The sequence below is a fragment of the Parasphingomonas caseinilytica genome (assembly GCF_036663755.1).
In the GTDB taxonomy this organism is placed as follows: domain Bacteria; phylum Pseudomonadota; class Alphaproteobacteria; order Sphingomonadales; family Sphingomonadaceae; genus Sphingomonas.
On sequence record NZ_JAXOJL010000007.1, the window covers coordinates 147,990 to 159,956 of the forward strand.

The 11,967-nt window shown below is 64.5% G+C and carries 10 protein-coding genes; 5 read left to right on the forward strand and 5 right to left on the reverse strand.

Annotated features, from left to right (window positions below; all coding sequences use genetic code 11):
- Positions 1 to 130: 130 nt before the first annotated feature.
- The 3 genes from U1738_RS15255 to U1738_RS15265 form a co-directional block, all read right to left on the reverse strand.
- A complete protein-coding gene (locus U1738_RS15255) occupies positions 131 to 679 on the reverse strand; it encodes a CHAP domain-containing protein (RefSeq protein WP_332789908.1) in 549 nt (182 codons plus the stop codon).
- Positions 680 to 838: 159 nt separating this feature from the next.
- On the reverse strand, positions 839 to 1,093 hold the full coding sequence (locus tag U1738_RS15260; protein ID WP_332789909.1) for a DUF6356 family protein: 255 nt from the start codon (positions 1,091 to 1,093) through the stop codon (positions 839 to 841).
- A gap of 53 nt (positions 1,094 to 1,146) precedes the next feature.
- A complete protein-coding gene (locus U1738_RS15265) occupies positions 1,147 to 2,547 on the reverse strand; it encodes a glutamate ligase domain-containing protein (RefSeq protein ID WP_332789910.1) in 1,401 nt (466 codons plus the stop codon).
- Between the two features lie 145 nt (positions 2,548 to 2,692).
- On the opposite strand from U1738_RS15265, the gene U1738_RS15270 reads away from it, so the two are divergent.
- From U1738_RS15270 to thrS, 3 genes are all read left to right on the forward strand, one after another.
- Positions 2,693 to 3,508 carry an LD-carboxypeptidase gene (locus U1738_RS15270; protein WP_332789911.1) on the forward strand — a complete coding sequence of 272 codons (816 nt, stop codon included), beginning with the start codon at positions 2,693 to 2,695 and terminating at the stop codon, positions 3,506 to 3,508.
- Positions 3,509 to 3,559: 51 nt separating this feature from the next.
- Complete coding sequence (locus U1738_RS15275) at positions 3,560 to 3,973, forward strand: hypothetical protein (protein WP_332789912.1); 414 nt, start codon at positions 3,560 to 3,562, stop codon at positions 3,971 to 3,973.
- Between the two features lie 246 nt (positions 3,974 to 4,219).
- Complete coding sequence (gene thrS, locus U1738_RS15280) at positions 4,220 to 6,205, forward strand: threonine--tRNA ligase (RefSeq protein ID WP_332789983.1); 1,986 nt, start codon at positions 4,220 to 4,222, stop codon at positions 6,203 to 6,205.
- Here the strand turns inward: thrS and U1738_RS15285 are convergent, their stop codons facing one another.
- Positions 6,206 to 7,729 (reverse strand): ArnT family glycosyltransferase, encoded by a 1,524-nt coding sequence (locus U1738_RS15285; RefSeq protein ID WP_332789913.1) that lies wholly within the window; start codon positions 7,727 to 7,729, stop codon positions 6,206 to 6,208.
- A 156-nt stretch (positions 7,730 to 7,885) separates the two neighbouring features.
- Here U1738_RS15285 and infC point away from each other — a divergent pair, with 156 nt between their 5' ends.
- Together infC and U1738_RS15295 are read left to right on the forward strand one after the other, a co-directional pair.
- The gene (gene infC / locus U1738_RS15290; protein WP_055773958.1) at positions 7,886 to 8,389 is read left to right on the forward strand and encodes a translation initiation factor IF-3; all 504 of its coding nucleotides are present in this window, start codon (positions 7,886 to 7,888) and stop codon (positions 8,387 to 8,389) included.
- 253 nt (positions 8,390 to 8,642) lie between these two features.
- Positions 8,643 to 11,408 (forward strand): TonB-dependent receptor, encoded by a 2,766-nt coding sequence (locus U1738_RS15295; protein WP_332789914.1) that lies wholly within the window; start codon positions 8,643 to 8,645, stop codon positions 11,406 to 11,408.
- 166 nt (positions 11,409 to 11,574) lie between these two features.
- On the opposite strand, the gene U1738_RS15300 is transcribed toward U1738_RS15295, so the two are convergent.
- A complete protein-coding gene (locus tag U1738_RS15300; protein WP_332789915.1) occupies positions 11,575 to 11,961 on the reverse strand; it encodes a VOC family protein in 387 nt (128 codons plus the stop codon).
- Positions 11,962 to 11,967 lie beyond the last annotated feature (6 nt).

Below are 11,967 nucleotides of genomic sequence, written 5' to 3' on the forward strand. Positions count from 1 at the left end.
TCTCACTTAAGCCCCTCCCCTTCAGGTGAGGGGAAGGGGAAGGGGTGGGGGATGTCTCGCAGAGACCGGCAGTAGTGTTTGCCGCACTGCCCCACCCCAACCCCTCCCCTGAAGGGGAGGGGCTTTGATGTTAAAACGCGACCCGATCGACCAGCGACAGGATGCCGACGTTCGCGGCATCGTTCGACGCCATCGTCACCGGCGGCAGCGTGTCGGTCTTGGGCGCGGTGCCCGAATAGATGAAACCGTTGGCGGCATAAGCGGTGGTGCCGAGATCGCCGTTTCCGGCGTACCAGACTTTGACCATGCTCCAGTCGCCCTTGGCCGAGACATCGACCGCGCGCACATCATGTTCGATGCCGCCGCGACGCGACCAGTTGGCGTGGGTCAGCAGGACTTCGCGGTCGCTGACCACGCCCGAAACCATCGCGACATGGCCGAGGCGCATGCGACCGCTGGACTGGAAGCTGAGGACCGCGCCGACTTTCGGGGTGTTGCCGCGCTCGTAGCGACCGGCGGCCTGGCTCCACCAGGTGTTGGCATTGCCGTGGATGTCGATGCCGGAGATGCTGCGGGCATAAGGTGCGCACTGCCAGAACTGCGCGGACGCAGGAGTGGCCGTCATCAGGACGCACGATAACACCAGCGCAAAACGCGCTGCCAAAGCCCGAAAATTCATTGAAACCCCCTCAGGTCCCGCTCAACTCGTGAGCGTCTGAAAGCAGGTCGGGGCGGCGATGAAAACCCCACCGCACTGCAATACGGAACCTTTCAGGACGAAGTGAGTTTGCCGCACGATGAACGCCCCCGGAACGCTTGGCGACCGGCGGGCGCGTCGTCAGATGACGTATTCGACCGTCATCATTTGCGTAACGTCGGCGCGTTTCGCGGCGCGCTTAGCCAACATTTCCTGATGCAGTGCGAACACCGTGTCGCTGCCGGCGGTCTTCCACGCGAACGGCAACCAGGCGTGGGTGGCACAGCGTAGGCCGCCCCAGATCATGCGCAGGCCGAAGCTGGACGCAACATGGAAATGCTCGCCGAAGCTCTCGCCGACCGATTCGGGGTGATCGAGGAACAGGCGGCGGAACATGGGCGATATCCTTGGCTGGGGCAGGATCGCGCTATCACGAACGGTGCCTGCTGTCAGCCTTTGGCGGCAACCTGCGCGAGGATATCCGCCGCGAGCGGGCTCAGCGTATCGTCGCGCGCGCCCATCACGACGATGCGGTCGCCGGGCCGGGCGATGGCGGCGAGGTGCGCCGCCGCCGCCGCGCGATCCGGGATGTGCAGCGCATGCGCACCGGCAATGGCGATGCCCGCGACGATATCCGCGCTGGTCACTTCGCGCGACACGGTGCCGCCCTGATAGACCGGATCGGGCATGACCAAAACGTCCTCGACGCCCAGCTCGGTGGCGAACATGACCATCAATTCGCGGCGCATCACCTTTAGCGGGCCGTAACCGTGCGGCTGAAACAGGATCAGCAGGCGACCGGGAAAGGCGTGCAGCGTATCCAGCGTGGCGGCGATCTTGTCCGGGTTGTGGCCGAAATCGTCGATCACCGCGATGCCGCGCGCCTCGCCGACCAGTTCGAAGCGACGCTTGAGGCCGGTGAACCCCGCGATCGCGCGGATCGCATCGACCAGTGGCACGCCAGCGGCGCGGGCAGCACCCAATGCGGCGAGCGCGTTTGAAACGTTGTGCCGGCCCGGCACGGAGAGGCGCACGGGGTGGCGCGCGCCATCTGCGACCAGATCGAAGCTAATCGCGAACGGTTGGGGTGCGAGGTTTTCGGCGCTGAGGTCCGCCGAGGCCTCGACCGCGAAGGTGATGAGACGCTCCGGTGGCAACGTCATGGCGAGCGCGGCGGACTCCACATCGCCGATATTGACGATTACGGTCTCCGCCTTGGCTGCGAAGGTGCCGAACAGGGCGCGCAGTTCCTCCAGCGATTTGTGGTCGAGGCTGACATTGTTGAGCACGGCGATCTTCGGCCAATAGAGCGCGATCGATCCGTCGCTCTCGTCCACCTCGCTGACGAACGCATCACCCTGCCCGACCAGCGCGCTGGCGAACGGTGCGTCCGCCTGCGCGAAGTTCTTCATCACCGCACCGTTCATCACGGTCGGATCGTGGCCCAGCGCATGCAGGATCCAGCCGATCATGCCTGTCACAGTCGATTTGCCGCTGGTGCCCGCCACACCGATCGGCAACGCGCTGGCGTTGAACAGCGTGCTGAGCAGTTCGGCCCGCGACATGCGCTGCGCCCCGACCCGCTCCGCCGCGACGATATCGGCGACCGTGGCTTCGACGGCGGCGGAAGCGACCACGATCTGGTCGGCGGAGGTGATGCCGCTGCCGTCCTGCGGGAATAACGCGACGCCCTTGGCCTTTAGATCATCGAACTTGGCAGGCAGGCGTGCGGCGTCGAGCGTGCGATCGGACCCGGCGACGCTCGCGCCGCGCCCGGCGAGGATCATGGCGAGCGGCATCATGCCGCTGCCGCCGACGCCGACGAAGAAGTAGGATTTGCCGTCCGCCATGGGTGCGCGCTATCGCGAGATTCAGGAAACGGGGCAAGAACCATATCTCCACCGTTCGTCCTGAGCTTGTCGAAGGGCGCGTCCCGAACACGCCCTTCGACAAGCTCAGGACGAATGGTGAGATAGCCCAAGGTCGGGAGCAAGCATGAGAATCGGAATCGTAGCACCGGCCCGCTCCATCACGCAGGCGATCGCAGCGCGCGCCATTGCCGTGACCGCGATTGCCTATCCGGCGGTCGATCTCGTCTTCCACCCGCAATGCTTCCTGAACGAGGGGCATTTCGCCGGGCCGGACGCAACACGTGCCGCCGCGTTTCTGGAATTCGCCAACGATCCGGCGTTCGATGCATTGTGGTTCGCGCGCGGCGGTTATGGCTCGAATCGGATCCTCGACGCGGTGATCCCGAAACTCGGGCCAGCGGCGGCGGCGAAGAGCTGGCTCGGCTATTCCGACATGGGGTTCCTGCTCGGCGCGCTCTATGCCCGGCGGATTGGGCGGCCGGTACATGCGCCGATGGTCGGCGACGTGATGCGCGCGAACGGCGATGCGGTGGTCGCGCGGTCGCTCGGCTGGATGGTGGACAAGGACCGGCGCGGGCTGGAACCCAGCATAGACCGGCAGCCGGTCGCCGCGTTCAACCTGTCGATCCTGACCGCGATGATCGGTACGCAGTGGCTGCCCGATCTGACCGATCATGTGCTGATGATCGAGGAGATTTCCGAACCGATGTACCGCGTCGATCGCATGCTGTTCACGCTGTCGCAGGCGACGCAGTTGAAAGGCATCGCGGGGGTACGGCTGGGGCGGATCGGCGATATCCAGCCGAACGATCCGCCATGGGGCGAGGCGCAGGAGACGATGATCGTGCGCTGGTGCGCGGCGATGAAGGTGCCGTATCTCGGCCCCGCCGATATCGGCCATGACGGCGAAAACAAGGTCGTGCCGTTCGGCCATTTCTGAAGCTTTTCGTAAGGCTTTCGCATTAGGCCAAGGGGTGAAGGGAATACCGCCTTGCGTTTGCTTCAGGATTATCTCGACCGGATCGAAGCCTCGATGGTGGCGGGCGAGGTGATTCTCGCAAAGCGCGATCCCGCACTGGCGGGAACGGTGAAGGCGAAATGCACCGAGGCGGCGTTGCTGATCGGATCGTACCAGATGTTCATCCATCGCGAAGTGTTCGAGCCGTTGATGGGTAGCCCGGACGAACAGGTTCGACGGCAGGTTTGTGCGTTGAAGGCGGAGTGCATCGCGCTGAGCGAAGACCTGCGCGCTGGCGTGAAGACGCTTGCCGCGCGGGAGACACCGATGGATCACGATGCGATCCAGGCGCGGATCGAATGGTTCAACGGCCGGGTGCGCCGGCATATCGCCGGAGTTGTTCTGCTATTGAATTCGCCCGGTAGCGCGCTGCGGCGCGCGGCCTGACATCTGGCGGAGATGTCAAAGATCCGCTATATGAACGTCATGTTCGTTCGCAGCCCCCTGCCGACTACCACCACCCCGGTCTTCCGGGGGGAGTTCGGTACGCGCGTTCACTGATACGTTCGGCCGAAACTCCACCCGCGAAACGGGTGAGAGATACGGCCGCTCCCTCCTGTTTCCTGACCGCTTCACTCCGGCTGCCATCCGGTGCATAGGCGCACGCATTCGACAGGATTTCGACCCATGAATATGTACTCGATCACGCTTCCCGACGGCTCCGTGCGCGAAGTCGCGCCCGGCACCACGCCGGCGGACATTGCGGCGGCGATCGGCCCAGGCCTGGCCAAGGCGGCGATCGCGGCGCGGGTGGACGGCGAACTGCGCGACATCATGCGCCCGTTCGAGGGCGATGCGAACCTCGCGCTGGTAACGGCAAAGGACGAGAAGGACGCGCTGGAACTCGCGCGTCACGATTTCGCGCACGTCATGGCCGAAGCGGTGCAGCACCTGTTCCCCGGCACGCAGATCACGTTCGGCCCGGCGACGGACGACGGCTTCTATTACGATTTCGCGCCTAAAGACCGCCCGTTTACCGACGAGGACCTGCCGGCGATCGAAGCGGAGATGCGCAAGATCATCGCGAAGAACGAGCCGTTCGTGCGCGAAGTGTGGAGCCGCGAGCAATTGATCGCGACGTGGCAGCAGCAGGGCGAGACGTTCAAGGCCGAATGGGCCGCCGAACTGCCGGACGGCGAGGAACTGACGATCTATCGCCAGGGCAAGTGGCTCGACATGTGCCGCGGCCCGCACATGATCTCGACGGGGAAGCTCGATCCCACGGCATTCAAGCTGACGCGCGTATCGGGTGCCTATTGGCGCGGCGACCAGAACAACGCGATGCTCAGCCGCATCTACGGCACGGCGTGGCTGAACAAGAAGCAGCTCGACCAGCATCTGTTCCGCCTGGAGGAAGCGGCCAAGCGCGATCATCGCAAGATCGGGCAGGAAATGGACCTGTTCCACCTGCAATCCGAAGCGCAGGGTTCGGTATTCTGGCACCCCAAGGGCTTCCTGCTCTGGCGTCAGCTTGAGGCGTATATGCGCCGTCGGCTGGATGCCGCCGGCTATGTCGAGGTGAAGACGCCGCAATTGATGGATGCGCGCCAGTGGGAGCAATCCGGGCATTGGGGCAAGTATCGCGAGAACATGTTCGTAGTGCCGGACGAGATTCCGAACACGGACGACGAGGCAGCGATCTTCAGCGGCACGGCCGACCTAATGGCGCTGAAGCCGATGAACTGTCCGGCACACGTGCTGATCTTCCGCCAGGGCATCAAATCCTATCGCGACCTGCCGATGCGCATGGCCGAGTTCGGCTGCTGCCACCGCAACGAGCCGCATGGCGCGCTGCACGGCATCATGCGCGTGCGCCAGTTCACGCAGGACGACGCGCATATCTTCGTGCGTGAGGACCAGTTGATCGAGGAGGTGCAGAAATTCTGCGAACTGCTCGATTCGGTCTACAAGGATCTCGGCTTCGAGGATTACGCCGTGAAGCTGGCGCTGCGCCCCGACAAGCGCTTCGGCGACGATGCGATGTGGGACAAGGCCGAGGACGAACTGCGCCAGGCAGTGCTGCTGTCGAAGCTGAGCGAGCCGATCAAGGCCAAGTTCGAGGAACTGCCCGGCGAAGGTGCCTTCTATGCGCCGAAGCTGGAATTCCACCTGACCGACGCGATCGGGCGGACGTGGCAGGTCGGCACGATCCAGTCGGATCGCGTGCTGCCCGACCGGCTCGACGCGAGCTATGTCGGCGCGGACGGCGAGCGGCATCGCCCGGTGATGCTGCACCGTGCTATTTTGGGCACGTTCGAACGCTTTATCGGCATCCTGATCGAGCATCATGCCGGGCGCTTCCCGCTCTGGCTGTCGCCGGTGCAGGCGGTGGTGGCGACAATCGTCTCCGACGCCGACGATTATGCGAACGAGGTGACGGAAAAGCTGCGCGCGGCGGGGCTGCGCGTCGAGACGGACGTGCGCAACGAGAAGATCAACTACAAGGTGCGCGAACATTCGCTGGCCAAGGTCCCCAACCTGCTGGTCGTCGGCAAGCGCGAGGCCGAGGAAGGCACCGTCGCGCTGCGCCAATTGGGCAGCGACCGGCAGCAGTTCCTGACGCTGGATGCCGCCATCGCCATGCTGGTCGAGGGTGCGAAGGCCCCCGACCAGATATGATCAGCGCGACGGCGCCAGCAGACACATTACCGGCTGCACCGGCGGACCAAGGAACAGGTGCGCGCGGCGCAGCGCAGCGATAGGTGCGGAGTCCGGCGCGGCCATCGAGGCGGCGCGCACCGTTCGCCAGCCGGGCAGGCCGGCACCTCGCATCGCGTTGTCGCAAGTCTCCTGGCCGATCAGCAATACGCGCCCGGCATGGTGGTCGGCATAACGCGGCACTGCCTCGATCTGCGGCACGAGCGCCAGAAAGCGACCGGTGCGCGGCTCGACCGCTACATCCGCCTGCCCCGCGACCCAGGCGGGCGCGGCAAGGGCGGCGGGAGTGAGATCGGCGCGATCACAGGCCGCGATCAGCCCCTTGCCGACCAGCAACAGCACGGCGACGGCGACGAGCAGGCGGGCTTGGGGCAGGCTGCGCGCGGCGAGCACCCCGAAACAGGCACAGGCGACGGCGATGACGGGCAGGAACATCCGCGCCTCGGGGTTGATCGCGAAGCCGTAGGTCAGGCCGGCGAACAGCAAGGCCGCGCCGGCCAGGCTGGCGAGCAGCACGGGTTCGCGCCGTATCTTTTGCCAGTCGCGCGCTATGAAGATCGTCGCACACAGCAACGTCAATGCGATCGCCGGATCGACGATCAGGTTGAGCAGCCCGTCGATCGTCCAATGGACGTGCAAATTGTTGGCACGGTTCCAGCCGGCGATATAGGCAAGGTTGAACAACGGGCTGCGGCTCGTATCGACACCCGGCAGCAAGGCCGAGGACGGCACCGCATTATGCGCCAGCGACAGCCGCCACGGCAGCGACGGGTCGCCCGCCTGCGCCCAGTAATAGAGCGCCTCGAACAGGTTGGGCAGCACGACACCGACAAGCAGCGGTGCGGCCCAACGCGGACGTTTCAGCAGAACCAGTGCGCCGCACAGGATCGGCAACAGCACCAGCGCGGTCGGCCGCGCCTGCACCGCTAGGCCCAGCATCACGCCGCAGCCGATCATCCAGGCCACCCGATTGCCCCGTATCGCCGTCTGCAGGCAGAGCAAGGCCGCGAGAACAAGGGCGAATTCCGGAATATCGATATTGAGTTCGGGCACCCGCACCGAAAAGGCCGGCGTGGTGGCCAGCGCGATGCCGGCGAGCAACGCCTCCGAACGCCCGAACTGGCGTTGCACGAGCGTGGTGAACAGCCCGACCGCCGCCAACCCGTATACCAACGGTGCGAGCATCAGGCTGCCCTGCCCTTCGCCGAACAATCGTAGCGCGCCGGCCACGGGCAGCACGATCGGGTAACGCCGCCACCAATGATCGATGGGCAGGCAGAAGCCGTGTTCGGCGGCGCAGCGCGCGGCGACCAGATAATGATATTCGTCGCCGTCCCCGCCGACATAAGGCGCGCGGACAAGCAGCGCGAGCAGCAGTGTCAGCACCAGCACCGCCAGGAGCGGATACCGCGCCGGCAACCCCGGCCACAATCGGCGATGCCGCTCCGTCGAATGTCCGAACGAGGGGATGGTCGTGGCCGTCATGTCCGCCCGGGCCTTAGCGCCAACACGACTAACATCGCTTTAATCGCCAGCCGTTAGTGGCCATCTTTCGCTGCGACGAGAAAATCACTATATGGGCACGTTGAAACCACAGGAGCTACACCTATCCGACCCCCTATGAACCGGCAGGCGCCGCCGATGAACGGCCCTCGCTTCAATGAATTCATCCAGTCGCCCAAGGTCCGCGTAATCGACGGGGACGGCGAAAATCTTGGCGTGATGTATACCCGCGAAGCGATGGAGCAGGCGCGCGAGGTCGGTCTCGACCTGGTCGAAGTGTCGCCCAACGCCGATCCGCCGGTCGCCAAGTTCCTCGATGTCGGCAAGTTCAAGTACGAGGCGCAGAAGAAGGCCAACCTCGCCCGCAAGAGCCAGAAGACGCAGGAGATCAAGGAGATCAAGATGCGTCCGAACATCGACGATCACGATTACGACACCAAGATGAAGAAGGTGAACGAGTTCATCGGCGAGGGCGATAAGGTGAAGATCACCCTGCGCTTCCGTGGCCGCGAGCTTTCGCACGGCCAGCTCGGCATGGCGCTGCTGCAGCGCGTGCAGGCCGATGTGGTCGAAGTCGCCAAGATCGAAGCCTATCCGCGCATGGAAGGCCGGCAGATGCTGATGGTGCTCGCACCGAAATAAGCTCGGCCACAAAATATTACACGCCGGCTGGCTGCAAATGCGACATGCGCGATTTGCAGCCGGCGGCGGCACAATCCCCCATTCCCTAACGTCATGCGAGCTTACGATTGCGCAGAGCGCAATCGTGTCCGCTGAAACCAGACCGATCCGGCCCGAAATGGCGGTTTTCCGCCATTCCCGGGGGTGGACGTGCGTGTCGATGGCCCTATGAGCCGCGACCCTACCGATAAAAAATTCCAGGAGAGGTTTACCGATGCGTAAAACCGCGTTGCTTTTGTCCGCCGCCACGATGGCGATCGCCGCACCCGCCTTTGCGCAGGATGTCGCCCCCGTTCCCGCCACCCAGACCGCCCCAGAAGCAGCCGCACCCGAAGCGACCACGCCGGTTGCCGACGCCACCCCCGAAGCCAACGAAGCCGGCGAGATCATCGTCACCGCCACGCGCCGCAGCGAGCGCCTGTCGAACGTGCCGATCGCCGTATCCGCCGTATCGCAGGCCGCGTTGCAGAATTCCGGTGCCACCGACATCCGCCAGCTGGCACAGCTCGCCCCGTCGCTGCAGGTCTCCTCGACCGGCAGCGAGGCAAACGCCTCGGCCCGTATCCGCGGCATCGGCACGGTCGGCGACAATCCGGGCCTCGAAAGCTCGGTCGCGACCTTCATCGACGGCGTGTATCGCAGCCGCACCGGTGCCGGCCTGAACGATCTCGGCGAAGTCGATCGGATCGAAGTGTTGCGCGGGCCGCAAGGCACCCTGTCGGGCCGTAACGCTTCGGCCGGCACGATCAGCGTCATCACCAAGCTGCCCGAATTCGAGTTCGGCGGTTATGGCGAAGCGACCTACGGCAATTACAACAATATCCGCATCGCCGGTGCCCTGACCGGCCCGGTCATCGCCGACAAGCTCGCCTTCCGCATCGATGGCGTGTTCGGCAAGCGCGACGGCTTTTATCACGACACCGTCAACAACACCGACTACAACGACCGCAAGCGCTATTTCGTGCGCGGCCAATTGTTGTTCGAGCCTTCGTCGGACATCAAGGTCCGCCTGATCGGCGATTACACCTATCGTGACGAGAAGTGCTGCGGCGCGGTGTATATCGACACGCGCGAGAAGACCGCCGTGGCGGGCGGCGGCTATGCGATCGCCAACAGCAACCGCATCGTCGATGTGATGACCAGCCTGGGCGCGGTATTCCCCAGCGCGGGCGACCCGTACAACCGCCGCATCGCCAACACGCGCGGCCAGGCGTACGGCAACGTCACCAAGGATTATGGCGGGTCGGCGCAGATCGACTGGAACCTGGGCGGCGCAGCGCTCACCTCGATCACCGCCTACCGCGAATACAAATCGGCCGGCGCGTCGGACATCGATTATGGCAATTTGGACATCGGCTCGCGCCCGGCGGACGGCAACAATTACCGCCAGTTCCACACCTTCAGCCAGGAAGTGCGGCTGAACGGCGAAGCGTTCGGCGGCAAGCTCGACTGGCTGATCGGCGGATATTATTCGCGTGAAGACCTGGTGGTCGTCGATAACCTCAAGTTCGGCAGCCAGTATGGCGCGTTTGCCGCGTGCCGCACGGTCGCGACGATCAACCCGACTGCGGCGCTGCGCAACCCGACCGCACCGGGCTGCCTCAGCGCCGGCGGTCGCGCCACCCTGGCCGGCCTGCTGCCGGGCACGACGCCTGCCTTTGGTGCCGCGACGGGTACGATCCTGGCCGGGCTCGATCGCCTGTCCACGCTCAACAATCTGGGCGACACGCGCTCGGCTTATTACCAGAACAGCCGGAACTTCGCCTTCTTCACGCACAACATCTTCAAGCTCACCGACCGGCTGAGCCTGACCGGCGGCCTGCGCTACACGCGTGAGGTCAAGGATTTCCACGCCGACATCGCCAACAACAACACGATCTGCCCGGCGCAGCAGGCAGCACTCGGCCCGCTCCTCGCCAGCCCGGCGTTGCAGCAGATCGCCGGCGGCATCATCACGCTGACCTGCACCGGCAATTCCAGCTCGGCGCTCACCGGCGTGCCGCTTCGCGACAAACTGAAGGAAGGCGAATTCACCGGCACCGCCGTGCTGTCGTGGAAGCCGATCGACGAACTGCTCACCTATGCGAGCTATTCGCGTGGCTACAAGGCCGGCGGCTACAATCTCGACCGTTCGGATCTGAGCGCCAACGCGTTCTCGACGCCGACCGCGGCGAGCGCATCGCGGCTGCGTTTCGATCCGGAAACGGTCAACGCCTATGAAATCGGCTTCAAGTACAAGACGCGCCAGTTCTCGCTGAACGTCGCTGGGTTCCGCCAGGAATTCCAGAACTTCCAGCTGAACACGTTCAACGGCACGAACTATGTCGTGCAGAATATCGGGTCGTGCGCGGACAGCCTGAACGGGGCCGATCGGGACAACAGCTCGACCACCGGGGTCTGCACCGGCAAGGTCAAGTATGGCGTGGTGTCGCAGGGCGTCGAGATCGAGGCGGGCATCTATCCGGCGCGCAACTTCTCGGTGAACATGGGCTACACGCTGGCCGACACGCACTATAAGAACAATCTGGTCGGCAGCCAGTCCGGCGAGGCGCTCGATTCCGCTTTGTTCCTGTTGCCGGGCCAGCAGCTGTCGAACGCTCCGCGCAACGTGGTGACGATGTCGACCAGTTGGACGCCCGCGATCGGGTCTTCGGGCCTGTCCGCGTTGTTCTATGTCGATGGCCGCCTGACCAGCGACTACAACACCGGATCCGATCTGTACGTCGAGAAGGCGCAGGACGGCTTCTTCCTGATGAACGCGCGCGTCGGCCTGCATAAGGACAATCAGGCCTGGAGCATCGAGCTCTGGTCGCAGAATCTGCTCAACACCAAGTACGAGCAGGTCGCGTTCAATGCCCCGTTCCAAGGTTCGGGTTCGATCGACACCGTCCGGGCGTTCGGCGGCACCGGCAACCAGCTGTTCATGGCCTTCCTGGGCGAACCGCGCACCTACGGCATCACGCTGCGCTCGCGCTTCTGATCCGGGCGTAATGTACAGGCGGCGGCCCGTCCCTCGATGTGAGGGGCGGGCCGTTGTCGTATATGCTTCGCCCGTTCGTCCTGAGCTTGTCGAAGGGCGTGTTCGGGCACGCCCTTCGACAAGCTCAGGACGAACGGGCGAAGCGGATCATCGCCTCTAAGCCGTATTAACCTCCGACCGGCGGCTCCCACAATTCGATCGCATGGCCTTCGGGATCGTGGATGCGGGCGAATTGACCGGTCTGCGGGTCGTTCCATTCCGGCTTGGTGATCACCTCGATCCCTGCCGCGTTCAGCTGTTCGAGCAGCGAATCGAGATCGCGGACGCGCAGGTTCAGCATGAACTGCTTGTCTGCCGGCAAATAATCCGTGTCCGCCTTGAACGGCGCGAACACCACCGGCCCGCCTTCCGCCGCCCACGACCATTCGTCCGGCGTAGCACCTTCGGCCGAGACGCAACCGGCACCGACGCCGAGATGCTCGCGATACCAGGCCGACAGCGCGTCCGGGTCCTGCGCGCGAAAGAACAGGCCACCAATTCCCAGTACCGGCATCGTCTC